General features: G+C 69.7%; 17 protein-coding genes. 7 read left to right on the plus strand and 10 right to left on the minus strand.

All coding sequences use genetic code 11. The annotated features are described in order from the left end of the window. The first annotated feature begins 24 nt into the window (after window positions 1-24). Window positions 25-1,116, plus strand: coding sequence for a Gfo/Idh/MocA family oxidoreductase (locus ACFC0Z_RS32205; protein WP_376445513.1), 1,092 nt, complete (start codon window positions 25-27; stop codon window positions 1,114-1,116). On the opposite strand, the gene ACFC0Z_RS32210 is transcribed toward ACFC0Z_RS32205, so the two are convergent. From ACFC0Z_RS32210 to ACFC0Z_RS32230, 5 genes are all read right to left on the minus strand, one after another. Continuing rightward, the gene (locus ACFC0Z_RS32210; protein WP_376445515.1) at window positions 1,113-2,666 is read right to left on the minus strand and encodes a choice-of-anchor A family protein; all 1,554 of its coding nucleotides are present in this window, start codon (window positions 2,664-2,666) and stop codon (window positions 1,113-1,115) included. The two genes, ACFC0Z_RS32205 and ACFC0Z_RS32210, sit on opposite strands and share 4 nt — an antisense overlap. Before the next feature lie 102 nt (window positions 2,667-2,768). Beyond that, entirely contained in the window at window positions 2,769-3,626 is an 858-nt protein-coding gene (locus ACFC0Z_RS32215; RefSeq protein ID WP_376445518.1) for a fumarylacetoacetate hydrolase family protein, read from the minus strand. Window positions 3,627-3,763: 137 nt separating this feature from the next. Then, on the minus strand, window positions 3,764-4,510 hold the full coding sequence (locus ACFC0Z_RS32220) for a YidC/Oxa1 family membrane protein insertase (protein ID WP_376445520.1): 747 nt from the start codon (window positions 4,508-4,510) through the stop codon (window positions 3,764-3,766). A gap of 109 nt (window positions 4,511-4,619) precedes the next feature. Beyond that, window positions 4,620-4,916, minus strand: coding sequence for a DUF6412 domain-containing protein (locus ACFC0Z_RS32225; RefSeq protein ID WP_376445523.1), 297 nt, complete (start codon window positions 4,914-4,916; stop codon window positions 4,620-4,622). Window positions 4,917-4,978: 62 nt separating this feature from the next. Continuing rightward, a complete protein-coding gene (locus tag ACFC0Z_RS32230; protein WP_376445525.1) occupies window positions 4,979-5,857 on the minus strand; it encodes a class E sortase in 879 nt (292 codons plus the stop codon). Between the two features lie 63 nt (window positions 5,858-5,920). Between ACFC0Z_RS32230 and ACFC0Z_RS32235 the strand changes: the two genes are divergently transcribed. From ACFC0Z_RS32235 to ACFC0Z_RS32250, 4 genes are all read left to right on the plus strand, one after another. After that, entirely contained in the window at window positions 5,921-6,931 is a 1,011-nt protein-coding gene (locus ACFC0Z_RS32235) for an SEC-C metal-binding domain-containing protein (RefSeq protein WP_376445527.1), read from the plus strand. 131 nt (window positions 6,932-7,062) lie between these two features. Next, window positions 7,063-8,013: a NaeI family type II restriction endonuclease gene (locus tag ACFC0Z_RS32240; protein WP_376445796.1), complete on the plus strand. Its 951-nt coding sequence runs from the start codon at window positions 7,063-7,065 to the stop codon at window positions 8,011-8,013. Between the two features lie 9 nt (window positions 8,014-8,022). Further along, entirely contained in the window at window positions 8,023-8,775 is a 753-nt protein-coding gene (locus ACFC0Z_RS32245; RefSeq protein ID WP_376445530.1) for an NgoMIV family type II restriction endonuclease, read from the plus strand. Window positions 8,776-8,792: 17 nt separating this feature from the next. Continuing rightward, window positions 8,793-9,287 carry a very short patch repair endonuclease gene (locus ACFC0Z_RS32250; RefSeq protein WP_376445533.1) on the plus strand — a complete coding sequence of 165 codons (495 nt, stop codon included), beginning with the start codon at window positions 8,793-8,795 and terminating at the stop codon, window positions 9,285-9,287. Here the strand turns inward: ACFC0Z_RS32250 and ACFC0Z_RS32255 are convergent, their stop codons facing one another. Continuing rightward, window positions 9,288-10,478 (minus strand): DNA cytosine methyltransferase, encoded by a 1,191-nt coding sequence (locus ACFC0Z_RS32255; protein WP_376445535.1) that lies wholly within the window; start codon window positions 10,476-10,478, stop codon window positions 9,288-9,290. It lies immediately after the preceding gene. 172 nt (window positions 10,479-10,650) lie between these two features. Here ACFC0Z_RS32255 and ACFC0Z_RS32260 point away from each other — a divergent pair, with 172 nt between their 5' ends. Together ACFC0Z_RS32260 and ACFC0Z_RS32265 are read left to right on the plus strand one after the other, a co-directional pair. Continuing rightward, window positions 10,651-11,409: an HNH endonuclease gene (locus ACFC0Z_RS32260; protein ID WP_376445538.1), complete on the plus strand. Its 759-nt coding sequence runs from the start codon at window positions 10,651-10,653 to the stop codon at window positions 11,407-11,409. A 94-nt stretch (window positions 11,410-11,503) separates the two neighbouring features. Next, window positions 11,504-11,803 carry a hypothetical protein gene (locus ACFC0Z_RS32265; RefSeq protein ID WP_376445541.1) on the plus strand — a complete coding sequence of 100 codons (300 nt, stop codon included), beginning with the start codon at window positions 11,504-11,506 and terminating at the stop codon, window positions 11,801-11,803. Window positions 11,804-11,821: 18 nt separating this feature from the next. Here the strand turns inward: ACFC0Z_RS32265 and ACFC0Z_RS32270 are convergent, their stop codons facing one another. From ACFC0Z_RS32270 to ACFC0Z_RS32285, 4 genes are read right to left on the minus strand one after another with little or no spacing between them, the layout of a single operon-like run. Next, window positions 11,822-13,090 carry a DUF445 domain-containing protein gene (locus tag ACFC0Z_RS32270; RefSeq protein ID WP_376445544.1) on the minus strand — a complete coding sequence of 423 codons (1,269 nt, stop codon included), beginning with the start codon at window positions 13,088-13,090 and terminating at the stop codon, window positions 11,822-11,824. Window positions 13,091-13,104: 14 nt separating this feature from the next. After that, a complete protein-coding gene (locus ACFC0Z_RS32275) occupies window positions 13,105-14,112 on the minus strand; it encodes an ATP-binding cassette domain-containing protein (protein WP_376445546.1) in 1,008 nt (335 codons plus the stop codon). 15 nt (window positions 14,113-14,127) lie between these two features. Further along, window positions 14,128-14,961: an ABC transporter permease gene (locus tag ACFC0Z_RS32280; RefSeq protein ID WP_376445549.1), complete on the minus strand. Its 834-nt coding sequence runs from the start codon at window positions 14,959-14,961 to the stop codon at window positions 14,128-14,130. After that, window positions 14,954-15,757, minus strand: a complete 804-nt coding sequence (locus tag ACFC0Z_RS32285) for an ABC transporter permease (protein ID WP_376445551.1) — start codon at window positions 15,755-15,757, stop codon at window positions 14,954-14,956. The genes ACFC0Z_RS32280 and ACFC0Z_RS32285 overlap by 8 nt, the downstream gene beginning before the upstream one ends. Window positions 15,758-15,862: the final 105 nt, after the last annotated feature.

Raw genomic sequence — 15,862 nt, forward strand, 5'->3', positions numbered from 1 at the left:
AACAGCGTTGCTTAAGTGAAGTCCATGACGACCACGACCCCCATCCGCCCCCTCCGCGTCGGACTCGTCGGCTACGGCCTCGCGGGCTCCGTCTTCCACGCCCCGCTGATCGCCGCCTCCGAGCACCTCTTCCTCACCGCCGTCACCACCGGCAACCCGGAACGCGCCGCCGAGGCCCGCACCACCTACCCCGGCGTCCGGGTCGCGGCCACCGCCGAGGAGCTGTGGGAGCGGGGCGCGGCCGGCGAACTCGACCTGGTCGTCGTCGCCTCCCCCAACAAGACGCACGTCTCCGTCGCCACCGCCGCCCTCGAAGCCGGCCTCCACGTCGTCGTCGACAAGCCGCTCGCCGCCACCGCCGCCGAGGCCCGCGCACTCGCCGCCCTCGCCGAGGACCGGGGCCTGGTCCTCTCCGTCTTCCAGAACCGCCGCTGGGACAGCGACTTCCTCACCCTCCGCGGTCTCCTCGCCGAGGGCGCCCTCGGCGAGGTCCAGCGCTTCGAGTCCCGCTTCGAGCGCTGGCGCCCGCAGCTCAAGGGCGGCTGGCGCGAGTCCGGCGCGCCCGAGGAGGTCGGCGGGCTCCTCTACGACCTCGGCAGCCACGTCGTCGACCAGGCCCTCGTCCTCTTCGGTCCGGCCGCCTCCGTCTACGCCGAGACGGACGTCCGCCGCCCCGGCGCCGCCGCCGACGACGACACGTTCCTCGCGATCACGCACGCGAACGGCGTCCGCTCGCACCTGTACGTCAGCGCCACCACCGCCCAGCTCGGCCCCCGCTTCCGCGTCCTCGGGCAGCACGCGGGCTTCGTGAAGTACGGGCTCGACCCCCAGGAGGCCGCCCTCCGCGAGGGCCTCCGCCCGGTCCCGGGCACACCCTGGGGCGAGGAGCCGGAACGGCTGTGGGGCCGCCTCGGCTCCGGGGAGTCCCCGGCGACCGGCGGCGGCGTCCCGATCCCGTCGGTGCCGGGCGACTACCCGGCGTACTACGCGGCCGTCGCCGCCGCCGTGCGCGGCACCGGCCCGAACCCGGTCACCGCCCACGAGGCCGCCGCCGCCCTCGACGTCCTGGAGGCGGCGAGGCGGTCGGCGAACGAGGGGGCCGTGGTCGCGCTCTAGGCTCCGTCGTCGGTACGGCGCCGGCGGCGGCTGAGGAGCACGAGGGTTCCGCCTCCGACGGCGAGGCCGGCGGCGGTGAGGCCCAGGACGACGTTCCCGGTGCCGGCGCCGGTGTCGGGCAGCTCGCCGCCGCCGCCGTGGTTGCCTCCGGTGCTACCGGAACCGTTCGGCCCACCGGAACCGCCGGAGCCGCCCGACCCTCCCGATCCGCCCGATCCGTTGGACCCGCCCGAGCCGCTGGATCCGCCGCCCGTGACTCCGCCGGCCGTCGGGTCCGTGGGGGTGGGGGTCGGGGTCGGGTGCGGCGGAGTCGGCCCGTCAGGCGTCGGAGTGGGCTTCGTCGGCGTGGGCGTCGGGTCCGTGGGGGTCGGGGTCGGCTCCGTCGGGGTGGGGGTGGGCTCCGTCGGCGTCGGAGTGGGCTCCGTCGGCGTCGGGGTGGGGTCCGTCGGCGTGGGCGTCGGCGTCGAGTCCGTCGGCGTCGGCGTCGGATCCGTGCACGACGGCAGGTCCCCGTTGAACGGGTACGCGTGGATCTCCTGCCCACCACCCCCCGTCGGCTCCGACGCGTGCGTCAGGTTTCCGGTGGTGAAGAAGCGGCCGTTCATGCCGGGCAGGGTGATCGTCGTCGAACTGCCCTGGTTGCCGACGAGCACGCTGCCCGCGAACTGGGCCGTCCCCTCGAACTTGACCGTCGTCGCGTCCGGGAAGTTCCACAGCGTCCGGTCGCGCATACCGTCCGGCAGTCCGGCGATGTAGGTGTCGATGGTGCGGTCGGCGCCGAGGACGTTGATGAGGACGGTCGCGTCGGCGGGGATCTGGGCGAAGGTGATCCCCTGCTGGCCGCCGCTGGCGGACTCCAGGTCGAAGTTCACGTTGAAGACCTGGAGCGCCGAGGTGCCGTCACCCGTGAAGAGGGTCTCGGTGTTGTTGTTGACGGCGGTGCCCGTGGGGGTGCGGGAGGCCCCGTTCACGTACGCGTAGCACTGGCTGGCGTCGGTGAGCTGATCCCGCAGGGCGGTGTACGGGTCGGCCGCGTCGGCTTCGTGGACGGCCGCGGGGGTCACGGTGCCGGAGAGCGTTCCCCCGTACACCGTCCTGCCCTTGACCGTGCCCTCCTCCGTGAGGAGGCTCTGCCCGGCCGCCACCGTCAGGTCCTTGCCGACGGTGAGGAAGTCGGTGCCGTTGGAGGGCGGGACGCGCGAACCGACGCCCGCGACGCCGACGTTGTACACGCCCGAGACACCGGCGCGCTTGTTCTGGTCGAACGCGCCGAGGACCACGACCTTGCCCTCGGCCTCGGCCGCGGCCTCGCGGACGAGGAAGTCGCCGCCGACGAAGACGTTGATGTTGTCGTCGCGGAAGACGACGGTGCCGTTGCCGATGTCGGGGTACCCCGACGGGGGGCAGTTACCGGGTTTGCAGGGACCGAGACCGCCGGGCAGGGGATCGGCGAAGCCGGTGACGGCGAGCGTGCCGACGAGGGCGGTGGCACCGACCGTGGCGGCGGCGATGAGGGCAAGACGACGACGACCGAGCGCAGTACGTTCCATACCCGGCAATATGCAAAAACCATACGAAAATGGCGACGCTCCACGCGGCGCGTCGCCGTTTTCGTTCACCAACCGACACCAACTGACATCAATCGATATCAATCAGGCAGGCTTGAGCTCCTGCCGCTGCCGCCCGAGCCCGTCGATCTCCAGCTCGACGACGTCACCGGGGCGCAGGTACGGCTTGGGATCCGGCTGCCCCATCGCGACACCGCCGGGCGTGCCGGTGTTGATGACGTCGCCGGGGTAGAGGGTCATGAACCGGCTGACGTACCGGACGACCTCCGCGACCGGGAAGATCTGGTCGGAGGTGTGACCGTCCTGCTTGAGCTCGCCGTTGACCCAGAGGCGCAGGCCGAGGTCCTGCGGGTCGGGGATCTCGTCGGCGGTGACCAGCCACGGGCCGAGGGGGTTGAAGGTCTCGCAGTTCTTGCCCTTGTCCCAGGTGCCCCCGCGCTCGATCTGGAACTCGCGCTCGGAGACGTCGTGGGCGAGCGCGTACCCCGCGACGTGCGCCAGGGCCTGCTCGTCGGTCTCCAGGTAGCGGGCGGTGCGGCCGATGACGATGGCGAGCTCCACCTCCCAGTCGGTCTTCACCGAACCGCGCGGTACGAGCACGGTGTCGTCGGGGCCGACGACCGTGTCCGCGGCCTTCAGGAAGACGACGGGCTCCTCGGGGATCGCGGCACCGATCTCCGCGGCGTGACCGTGGTAGTTCAGCCCGATGCACACGACCTTGCCGATCCGGCCGAGCGGCGGGCCGACGCGCAGCCCGGTCGCGTCGAGCGGGGGCAGCACTCCGGCGCCGGCGGCGGCCCGGATCCGGTCGAGGGCGGAGGCGTCGGCGAGGAGACTGCCGTCGATGTCGTCGACGAGGGCGGACAGGTCGCGGAGCGTTCCGTCCTGGTCGAGCAGGGCGGGACGCTCGGCTCCCGGAGGGCCGACACGCAGCAGCTTCATGGTCTTGCTCCCTGTGGTCGAGGTGGGCCCGGTCGGGCCCTGAGGTACCCCGGCCGATGGAGTGCGGCCATCGGAGGATTGTTCGATCCTCCAAGAGAACGGTTCACTCTGCAAGACCCCGTTCACACCCTGGACCCTTACGCGCGAGTAGCAAGGGCCCCTACGGCCCCCTCCTCCGCGCTCTCACGGAAGAGGAAGGCCCGCTCGACGGCGCTCCAGGTGGTGCTGGTGACGACGTAGAGCGCGGCGGCGAGGGGAACGACGGCGACGGTGACGAGGGTGGCGAAGGACATGAGCGGCATGACCCGCGTGATCATCCCGGCACCGGGCGTGGGCTGACCGGGCTGCCCGGGCTGACCCAGGTCGAGGGGCTGGGCGGCGAGCTGCCGCTTCGTACGGCGGTAGGTGAACGTGGCCACGACGGCGACGACCGCGAAGAGGACGAGGTAGACCAGCCCCGCCGGACCGAAGACGCCGCCGTCGGCGAGGGCGTCGGCCCAGTGGTCACCGAGAGGAGCGGCGAAGAGCGTGTGCCCGGTCATGCGGTCGCCGGAGAACAGGTGGTAGAGGACGAAGAACGCGGGCGCCTGGAGCAGGCTCGGCAGGATGCCGGCGAAGGGCGAGACCTTCTCCCTGGCGTGCAGCTCCTGCATCTCCTTCCTGAGCTTCTCGGGGTTCTTGGCGTGCTTCTTGCGCAGCGCGGCGAGCTGCGGGGCGATCCGGGTGCGGGCCTTCTGACCGCGCGCGGAGGCCCGGGAGAGGGGGTGGATGGCGAGCCGTACGAGCATCGTGACGAGGATGATCGCGGCGGCGGTGGCGGTGGTCGCGAAGAGCGGCTGGAGCAGGTCGGCGAGCCGCTCGACCAGGGAAGCGATGACGGACAAGGGAGCCCTCCGTGGGGTCTCGTCGTGCCGGAAGAGAAGTGGTGCGGTTTCTCGGCATGACGGATCCGCGAGGGAACTCAACGGTCCGAAGCTTGCTCGGGCGGGCTCCCTATGCGGCCGTCGGGAGGAGACGGCCGGGAGCTCGGGGTCTGCGACGACCGGCGGCGTCGGGGTCGCGCTGCGGCAGGAAGGCGGTACGCCGCTCCCGCTCGCGTATCGCCGTACGGACGGCGGCGGAGGGAACGACCGGGGCCACGCGGGCACCGATCAGGGCACAGACGACGGTCGCCGCGGCGAAGGCGACGGCGGCGGAAACGCCGGCGCCGTCGGAGAGCAGAAGGTCGGCGAGGGCGAGAAGGAAGAAGAGCGGAGTGAGCACGCGCAGCAGAACCCTTCGCGTCTCCACACCGACCACCCCCTTCTTCTCTCTCTGATCCTGCTACTCACAGTGAGGACGCACGGCCTCGATCAGGAGTTCCCGCTCCCCGAAGAAATTTCGAGCTTCGCCCAGACGACGAGCCGATAGGCGCTGCTGAACTCGGGGGTACAGGTGGTGAGGGTCAGATAGGAGCCGGGAGCGGTGTACCCGTACGAAGGCTTGACGACGGACCGCGGGACATCGCGGACGACCCCGACGTCACGGGGAGAGGTGCGCGAGAGAATCCGATCGACCCGGTAGGTGTACGTGCGCTGCCGGGTCCGCACGACGATGCGGTCCCCGAGGACGAGCCGGTTGATGTACCGGAAGGGCTCGCCGTGGGTGTTCCGATGCCCGGCGAGCGCGAAGTTCCCGACCTGCCCGGGCCCGGCGGTGCCGGGATAGTGCCCGACGTACCCCTTGTCGAGGACGGACCGCTTGGAGACGCCGGCGGCGACGGGCGCGGTGAGCCCGATGCGGGGAATGCGGATGACGGCGAAGGCACGGGAGTACGCGCCCGCCGAGGAAGGACGCGCCGCACGAGCAGAGGGAGTACCGCCGCCCGGAACCGCACCCCCCTCACCACCACCCACGACATCCCCCTCGCCCTCCGCCGCCACGCCGTCCTCGAACTCAGCCGCGCCCTCCCCCTCGGCTACTCCACCCCCTCCTTCTCCCCCTCCCCCGAGTCCCGCCGAAGGAGCCCCCCACTCCCTCTCCAGCACACTCACCTGCTCAAGGGCGTCGGCACGGGCCTCACGGTTGGTCCACCAGAGCTGATGGACGACGAGAAGGAGGACGAGCACCCCGCAGGTGACGACGGTCTCGGCCCCGACCCACAGGACACGCGCGCGCGTACGGCCCCGCCGTCGCCCCTGGACGACGACCGGCACCCGATCCCGACCGCTGTCTCGCGCCCTGTCCCGCACGCGGGGCACGATAGGCGCAGAGGTGCCAACTCTCCAGGCCCGTACAGCAGTACGGTGGAGAACATGCGCCCCGACACCCCTGCCGCCCACACCACCGAAGCCGAGCGTCTGCTGCGTACCGCAGCGCAGTACCCGGGAGACCGGGAATCCCTCTACCTCCAGGCCGCGGCCCACCGGGAACTGGCGGGCGACCGCGAAGGCGCGACGGCCCTGTACGACGAACTCCTGACGGGCTCCCCCGCGAACCCCCACCTGATCAGGGCGCTGAAGGCGGCGAACCTGTGGGAGTACGGCCACGAGGCGGAGGCCAGGGCGATCATCGCCGGCATCCGGCAGGCGACACCGTCGGACGCGGCGGCGTGGGAGACGACGGCGGAGACGCTGGAGGCCCACGACGAACTGGAAGCGGCGGAGCAAACCCTCACCGAAGCGGCCACCGCCCTCGTGCCCTCCCCTCCGGGGGACGACCTCCCCCACCCCACCCACTCCCTGATCACGACCCGCCACAGGATCCGCAGGATGCTGGCGCTCCCGCACGACGACTGGGACACCCTGGCCGACCGCCTCCACCCGGCGGCGGTCCCCCTGGACGAACTCCACGACCCGAAACGCCTCTGGTCCCTCGGCTCGGAGGACCCCGCGGAACTCCAGGCCGAGATCGCCCGCCTCCGCTCGGAACTGGGCACCTACCGCACGGCCCTCTCCCGCCCCTTCCCGGTCGCGGTCCTGCACTGGCCGGAACGCGAACTTGACGAGCTCCTGGCCGCGTACCCGGAACTGGAAGCCGAATACCCCACCTACCGAGCCCACCTCACGGACATCGAGGCCTCCCTCCGCGAACTGTTCCAGGCAGGCACCCGCAACCTCGGCATCGTCCGCGCCACGGTCCCCTCCTACGAAGCCTTCGCAGCCGCGGAATCCACCCCACCCTCCACCCCGGCCCTCCTCCCCCAATACGCGACCACCTTGGCCTCCCGAGCCCGAGCCACCCCCTGGCCACCACCCCACGACGCCCCGTGCTGGTGCGGCTCGGACCGGACATATGGGGAGTGCCACGGGGCGGATCTGCTTTAGCGATCGCTCACTCGGCAAAGGGACGGGCGGAGCTGACATAGTGCAGGCCTCCGCAATGACACTCCGCGGGAACTCCCGTCACTCTGCCTTCGTCACACCGTGGTCACAGACAGGACCGGCCCTTGCTCCCCATGGATGTCTCCGCTGCTCTCAACATCCAGAACCATGCGCTGCTCCAGGGAGATCCCGAGCTCGCTGCCGTATGGAAGCACCTGCAGGAGATCGACTTCGCCGAACAGCGTTTCGCCCGGTCCCTCCGCGACACGATCGATCAACTGCTCAATGGCGAAGACACAGGCCGTTACGACTGGAAGTCCCTGTACAAGACCGAGAAAACCCACGCAGGCACGCTGGTGGAAATCAAGCTCCAGCGCGAGTTCAAGTTCGATGACGGCGTCGACATGGATTACCGGATCGCCGGAATTGACGTGGACTGCAAATACTCACAGCAGTTCGGCGGCTGGATGATCCCTCCAGAGGCCCGGGATCACCTGTGCCTGCTGGTCTGGGCAGATGACAGGAAGAGCCGGTGGAGCGCAGGACTCTTCCGCGTCAAAGAGGAATGGCTCAACCGGGGAAACAACCGCGACCTGAAACTGACCGTGAAGGCCGACCATCGCGACAAGATCGCCTGGCTTTGGCGGGATGCCGAGCTTCCGGAGAACGTCCTCCTGCACATGCCCGATGCTGACCGGGACGCCGTCTTCGCCCAGAAGTCCGGGCAGGCAAAGCTCAACGAGCTGTTCCGTCGAGTACAGAACCGGCGCATCGGCCGGAACGTCGTACGCACGGTTGCCCAGCAGAAGGACTACATGAAGCGGGTCCGCGGCAACGGCGGCTCGCGCTCGGCATTGCGCGGCGAGGGAATCCTCATCATGGGCGACTACGGCAGTCACCAGCGGATCGCTTCGGAGCTCGGGGTTCCTGTGCCCCAGGAGGGAGAGTTCGTGAGCACGCGTGTCGTCGAGGTCTCGCCCCAGAGCAACCGCCGCAGCGTCGTACTGGACGGCCGACTCTGGGCATGCGCCTCAGCCGACGAGGCCGTCACTACTGCTCCGTCGCTTCCGTCCCACAGCAAGTAGGCCAGCCTGATGAGTGCACTCTTCGCCGCCCAGCTCCTCGGCTGGAAGCCGCTCAAATCCGGAGCTCTCGTGGCCAATAGTGCCGACACGAGCAGTTCACCGTCGAAGAAGCTGGCCGCCGCCATACTCGAGGATCTGGGAATTCCCTGCTCAATCAACCCATCCACGCCATCCGATCCGGGCTCCGCGCTCGAACTTGCTGTACGTAACGACCTCGCTGACACGCTCAGCCAGGTGGACGGCAAGAGGAACTGGCAGGTCGACCACAAGCAAGTCGTCACGGCCTTCGGCCAGTACAGCCACCTCGCCAAGCTGACCAAGCTCCTGAAGAAGTACCCCGAGCTGAGGACGGAGCTGGGGCGCGACTACCTCATCAAGCCGGACGTGACTGTCGGTGTCGAGGACTCGCCACTTCTCGGCGACTCCCAGCCATTCCTCCACGCAGCAGTGTCATGCAAGTGGACGATCCGGTCCGACCGCGTCCAGAACATCAGGCATGAGTTCCTTCAGATGATCAAGCATCGGCGCGGCCGGCTGCCTCACCTCGTCGCAGTGACAGCAGAGCCGATGCCCAGCCGGATCGCAGCCATCGCCCGGGGAACTGGCGAGGTCGATGCGGTTTACCACATCGCCTTCGACTCGCTGGCGAAGGCTGTCCAGGACCTGGGCAGCAGCCAGCAGAAGGACGACTGGCAGGAGTGCGTCGAGCAGGGCAGGGTCCTGCCCTACGAAAGGCTGGCCGACACTCTGGCAGGCTGGTAGCCGGAGGACTGCACTCGATGATCCAGCAAGACAGTGGCGCGGACTGGTCACCACCAGAAGGCTCGTGGGCATCCTCAGCTGCCCGGCGCCGGAACATGCAGGCGATCCGCAGCAGGGATACCCAGCCAGAGCAGCAGGTCCGCCGGATTCTGCACGCCCAAGGTCTGCGCTACCGGATCGCCGCCAAGCCATTGCCTGGTCTTCGCCGGACCGCAGACATCGTGTTCCGCCCTGTGAAGCTGGCCGTCTTCATCGATGGCTGTTACTGGCATGGCTGTCCCGAGCATTACGTGGCACCGAAGACCAACCCCGGTTACTGGTCCGAGAAGGTCGCCCGGAACATGGCCCGTGACGAGGATACGAACCAGCGTCTGAAAGAAGCAGGCTGGCTGGTGCTCCGCTTCTGGGAGCACGAGCCCTCGGGGGAATGCGCCGCACGCATCGCCGCTGAGGTAGAAAAGCGCCGTGCCCTTGCGCGAGGCAAGGGCACGGCCGGAGACGGGAAGGGCTGATCAGGAGTTCTGGGCGTCGCGCTCCCGGGCGGCCTTCAGGACATCCATGATCGACCGGCCGACGGCCGCAGCAACCGGGGGCGGGAAAGCGTTTCCGACCTGCCGGTACTGCGCGGTCTTCCCCCCGTCGAAAATCCAGTCCCCGGGGAAGCCCTGGATGATCGCCGCCTGCTCGACAGTCAGCATCGGCCCGTCAACGCCGAAGAGGTCCCGGTCCTCGGACCCCTTCTTCTTGCACATCTCGATGTCGTTCGCGACGCCAAGACCCGAGACGCCCAGTTGCTTCCAGGCCGCCTTCGCCCTGCTCGGACCGAGGTCGGCACCACCGTGCTTCTTCGAGCCGCCCACGAGCGTGGGCGCAATGCCGGCGCTGTCCTTGGCCTTCAGCTCCGCGTGGCGCGCGGTGGCCTTGGCGTGCCACCGCTGGTAGGCCTCACGGGCCTCCCGGTCGCGCGGCCCGCCATAAAAGGCCTCGTAGCGCTGCTCCATCGACGCCTTAAGCGCCTCGACGACGCTCACCTCGTCCTCGTGGGTCGATGTAGGCCACTCGTACTTCACGTCCTCGAGGACGTCCCGTCGGATGGCAACAAGAATCGCCCGGGGCCGGAGCTGCGGAACGCCGAAGTTGCTGGCCTCCAGGATCCCCCAGTGGCACACGACGTAGCCCAGGCCGTCCTCGGTTACGAGGTTGCCGTCTTCCCCGCGGTACGTGCCGCCTTCCAGCCTGGCTTCGATGAAGTCCCTGTAGTCCGAGAACTTCGGGTCCAGGATGCCTCGCACGTTCTCGATCATCACAGCGCGTGGCTTCAGGCGATCGACGAGATACAGCATGCGCGGGAAGAGATCCCTCTCGTCGTCTTTCCCGAGCTGCTTCCCTGCGTGAGAGAAAGGCGGGCACGGTACCCCGCCAGCGAGGAGGTCGAGTTCCCCAGGCTCGATCAGCTTCCCGTTCTTCTTCACGGCCTCCAGCGGCTCGAACTCCTTGACGTCCGCATGGCGGAGGTCACAGTGCTGCTGCTCCCAGGACCAGTCGGGCCGCTTCTCGATGTTCCGCCGAAGCGTTTCCCTCGCGTGCTTGTCGATTTCAACGAGCGCAAGATGCCTGAAACCGGCGGCATGCAGCCCGATGGCCTGCCCGCCGGCTCCAGCGCAGATCTCGATGGAAGTGAACTCCGCCTCAGTGCTGGTCATGCACCCTCCTTCGACCACGTGCCTCGCTGGCGCCTTGCCCGCCAGACATAACAGAGAGTGACAGACCCCACTGACAACGCCCTCCAACCGGCAAACGTCCTCCAAGTGTGCGCCATCCCGTGCCATCCTCAGACACTCCACGCGCGCAGGGAACACTTGTACGCTCCGCTGCATGGCACAGATCTCGTGGGCAAGGGATGAGCTGCTGCTTGCGTGCGCGCTCGTCATGGAGAACGGCTGGCGTGAGCTGCGCCAGGGTGACGTGCGGGTCCTGGAGCTGTCCGACCTGCTCCGTTCGCTGCCGCTTCACGAGAACGCCAGCTCTGACCCCCGCTTCCGGTCACCGAACAGTGTCAGCCGGAAAACCACGGATATCGCCACCGCCCACCCCGGCCACCAGGGCACCCCGACCAAGGGCGGCCGGCCCACCCGGCAGATCGTCACGGACTTCCTGGCCGATCCGCAGGGAATGGCGGCTACAGCGCACGCCCTGCGCGCGGGGATCGCCAGTGGCGAGCTCCACAGCACCCCCGTCCAGCCCGACGAGGTAGACGAGGACGGCGAGACGTCCGCCCGCGAGGGACGTCTGCTGGTCCGTCTGGCCCTCCATCGCGAGCGGGACCGCGGGCTCCGCGGCCGCAAGCTCAACCAGGCGCGGAAGCTGAACCAGCCCATTCGGTGCGAGGCGTGCACGTTCGACTTCGGTGCCGCCTACGGCCCCCTCGGCACCGACTACATCGAGGTGCACCACGTCACGCCCCTTCACGTATCCGGCCCGAGCCAGACCCGGCTGGAGGACCTCGCGCTCCTGTGCGCGAACTGCCACCGCATGTGCCACAGGAACTACGCGGGGGAAACCTGGCGTACGCCCAGCGCCATCCGTCAGGCGATTCGCGCGGCAGCCGCTCTGTCAGATACGCCGGCCTCGTAGGACCGCGCAGAGGTACGCGGGGGTACGCCAGGGGCTTTCTGTGCGCTCGTTACGCTCGTCGTATCGATACCGCGCCAGACGAAAGGCCACCCCCATGCCCCACATCCCCTCCCCCGCCATAGCCGCCGCCGGGCTCGTCGGGGGTTACGCGACTGCTCGGTGGACCAAGAAGCGGCCGCTGGGTGGGGTGGTGTTGGCCGTGGCCGGTGGGGTTGCGGCGAAGGAGTGGCAGCGGGTTGGGGGGACCCGGGCTGCCGTGGGGCTGACCGCCGGGTATGTCGCCGCCTTTGCCGGGTCCCATCCGCTCGCCAAGAAGATCGGGGCCTGGCCCGCCGTGTTCTCCGTCGCCGGGGGGATGGCGGCTGCTTCCTGGGCCGTCACTCGCGGGAAGTAGGAGTCCCGAGAGGGAGCGTCAGCCGCCTGCCGCGTGGCTCACCGTGTAGATCAGGAGGCCGGCCAGGGCGCCTACCACCGTGCCGTTGATGCGGATGAACTGGAGGTCGCGGCCGATGTTCGCCTCGATCTTCTTCGAGGTCTGGGTGGCGTCCCAGCCGGCGACCGTGTCGGTGATCAGGGAGGTGATCTCGTGGCGGTACGTGGTGACCACGTATGTGGCGGCGTCTTCGGCCCAGCCGTCGACCTTCTCCTGGAGGCGGGTGTCCGTCGCCAGGCGGTTGCCCAGGGAGATCAGGGACGCGCGGGCGCGGAGGCGGAGCTGGCTGCGGTCGTCGTCGGCGGCGGCGATGATCAGGGAGCGGACCGAGGACCAGGCCGAGGCGATGATGTCCTGGACCTCCGGGCGGGCCAGGAGCTCGGACTTCAGGCGTTCGACGCGTGCCCGGGTGTCGGTGTCGGCCTGGAGGTCGGCCGCGAAGTCCGTCAGGAAGCGGTCGATGGCGCCCCGCGCCGGGTGGGACGGCATGTCCCTCATCTCCGTGACGAAGCGGAGGAGTTCCTTGTAGACCTTCTCGCCGATGCGCCGGTCCACGAAGCGGGGCGTCCAGCCCGGGGCTCCGCCCTGGACCGCGTCCATGACCGAGTCGCCGTGCGTGACCAGCCAGTCGTGGGCCCGGGTGCAGATCAGGTCCACGGCTCTGCGGTGGGCGTTGTCCGCGACGATCTTCTCCAGGGTCTTGCCGATGCCGGGGGCGATCTCCGCCGTCTCCGCGCGGCGGGTGATGGCCTCGCCGACCACCGCCTGCACGTCCGAGTCCCGCAGGACCGTGAGCGCGCCCCGCAGGGCCGTCGACGCCTCCGCCGTCACCCGGTCCGCGTGCGCCGGGTCCGCGAGCCACGCCCCCAGTCGGCCGCCGATCCCGAAGGCCCGCAGCCTGCCCCGTACGACGTCGGCGGAGAGGAAGTTCTCGCCCACGAAGGAGCCCAGGGAGGCGCCCAGCTGGTCCTTCTTGGTGGGGATGATCGCGGTGTGCGGGATGGGGAGTCCCAGCGGGCGCCGGAAGAGCGCCGTCACCGCGAACCAGTCCGCCAGCGCGCCGACCATGCCGGCCTCCGCCGCCGCGGCCACGTATCCGGCCCACGGGCCCGCTCCGGCGTTCTCCGCCCAGGTCGCCAGGCCGTAGATCACGGCCACCACGAGGAGCAGCGACGTCGCCAGCGTCTTCATGCGCCGGACGCCTCTGCTCTTCTCCTCGTCCGCCGCCGTGTACGAGAAACTCACCATCTGTGCTCGACCTCCTATCTCAGGGACTCCCGGCGCTCTCCCTGAGTTCCCCCGTACATCTTCGCGATCACCGCCTCGATGTCCGGCTCCCGCACCGACAGGTCGACGAGCGGGTAGCGGGAGGCCACCTCCGACACCAGTGGTGCCGCCGAGGCCGTCGCCGGGAAGGCGAGCCACTGGCGCGGGCCCTCGGCGCGGAGGAAGCGGGCTCCCGGGACGTCGGTGATGGGGGCGTGGGCGTGGGCCAGGTCGACGATCAGCAGGCGTTCGCTCTCGCCGGCCTCGTGCAGGCCGGCGAGTTCACCGTCGTACATCAGCCGGCCGTGGTCGATCACCATCACCCGCGAGCAGAGGTGTTCGATGTCCGTGAGGTCGTGGGTCGTCAACAGGACGGTCGTCGACCTTGTCCTGTTCAGGTCCCGCAGGAACTCGCGCACCTTCGCCTTCGACACCACGTCCAGGCCGATCGTCGGCTCGTCCAGGTACAGCACGTCCGGGTCGTGCAGCAGCGCCGCCGCGATGTCCCCGCGCATCCGCTGGCCGAGGGAGAGCTGCCGTACGGGGACGTCGAGGAGGTCCCCCAGGTCGAGGAGGTCCACGCAGCGGTCCAGGTTCTCCGCGTAGCGGGCGTCGGGGATGCGGTACATGCGGTGCATCAGGCGGTACGAGTCCCTCAGCGGCAGGTCCCACCACAGCGTCGTCCGCTGGCCGAAGACCACTCCCATCCGCTGGGCGAGCCGCACCCGCTCCCGCACCGGGTCGATGCCCCCGACCCGTACCCGGCCGCCGCTCGGGGTCAGGATGCCCGTCAGCATCTTGATCGTCGTCGACTTTCCCGCGCCGTTCGGGCCGATGTAGCCGACCATCTCGCCCCGGCCCACCCGGAAGGTGATGCCGTCGACCGCCTTCACCTCGTGGCGCGTACGGCGGAGGCCTCTCCCTCCGCCCTTCTCCGGTTTCCTGCGGACCGTGAAGGTCTTCTCCAGGGCCTCCACCTCGATGAAGGGTTCGTCGGACGGCATCACCACGCTCACCTCTCAGCTTCCCGTCGATCTGTACGCTCTCGTCCCCGCCCGCCACACCAGCCCCGCCGCCCCGCAGCACACCGCCGCCACCAGCGGCGACGCGAACACCGCCCAGTCCGGCACCCCCGCCGGCACCGGCCGGTCCAGGACGTACAGCGCGGGCAGCCAGTTCACGAACGCCAGCGGCAGCACGTACACCACCCCTCGCACCAGGTCCTGCGAGAAGACCGTCGGCGGGTACTGGAGCATCGTGTTCCCGCCGTACGTGAACGAGTTCGTGACCTCCGCCGCGTCCTGGAGCCAGAACTGCACCGCCGCCCCCGCCACCATCACCGCGCCGAACAGCAGCGCCCCGCACACCATCGCGACCGGCAGCAGCACCGCCTTGACCGGCGTCCACGCGACGTCGAGGCGGAACACCGCCCAGACGATCACCAGGAGCGCCTGCGCGATCCGGCCGAACCTGCGCAGCGCGAAGTGGTCCGCCGCCACCTGCGCGAGGAGCGAGGCCGGGCGCAGCAGGAACACGTCGAGCGAGCCGTCCCGCACCCGCCGCCCCACCCGGTGCACCGGGCCGACCATCAGGTCCGCGAGCCCGAACGACACGCCCGTCATCCCGTACAGCAGCGCCACCTCGGCGAACGAGAAGCCGCCGAGGCCCTTCACCTGGCCGAACATCAGCAGGATCACGACGAAGTCGAAGAAGGTGATGAGGAAGCCGGTGGCCAGGGTCAGGGCGAAGGACGCCCGGTAGGCGAGGGTCGAGCGGATCCACATCCCCGCCAGGAGCCGGTACGTGCGCCACCCGTCCAGGAATCCCCGCAACGCGCGCGGGCCCCTACCCACCCTGCACCACCACCTTGCGTTCCGCCGCCTTCTGTACGGCCCTGCCCGCCCCCAGCAGGGCCAGCGCCCAGCATCCCTGGAAGGCGTACGCCCGTGTCAGGCCCCAGCCGTCCCCGTACTTCCCCAGGTACACGTCCGCCGGCACCTGGAGCAGCGAGGCCCACGGCAGCGCCCGCGCCACCTCGCCGAGGCCGCCGGGGAAGACGTTCAGCGGGAGCAGCATCCCCGAGAAGAACATCCCGCTCAGCCACGCCATCTGCACGACTCCCTGGCCGTCGAGCAGCCAGAACGCGCTGAGCGCCACGAGGTACCAGAGCGCGAAGCCCACCACCGAGCCGAGCGCCACCGACACGAGGAACGCGAGCCAGCCGCCCGGGCCCGCGGGGAGGGTGAAGCGGAAGGCGAGGGCGCCGATCGCCATCGGGACGATGCCGCGGCCGAGGAACAGGTAGGCGGAGCGGCCGACGTGGCCGGCGAACCACCAGGTCTGGAGGTCGGCGGGGCGGTACAGGTCGACGGCGATGTCGCCGGTCCTGATCCGTTCCATCAGCTCGTCCTCGAAGCCGCCGCCCATCAGGCCGCAGACGGCGATCAGTCCCTGCCCGATCCACACGTACGCGAGGGCGTCGTCCATCGAGTAGCCGCCGAGGTGCGGCCGTTCGTCCCACAGGGCGATGTACGTGTACGACAGGACGAACCCGAAGACGGTGTTGGTGAAGAGCCCCGCCATCGTCGCCACGCGGTACGTCGCATGGCGTCGGAAGCCACCCGCGGCCACCGTCATGTAGAGCCGCACACCATCGCTCCTCCCTTGGGCGCCGCCGGGAAACCCACGACCCTAGCGATGCCCGCCGTCGCCCCGCGACCCGTTTTTCCGTCACCTTCAAGAAGAACGGAAAGA

Source organism: Streptomyces sp. NPDC056144 (genome assembly GCF_042264145.1).
Taxonomy (GTDB): domain Bacteria; phylum Actinomycetota; class Actinomycetes; order Streptomycetales; family Streptomycetaceae; genus Streptomyces.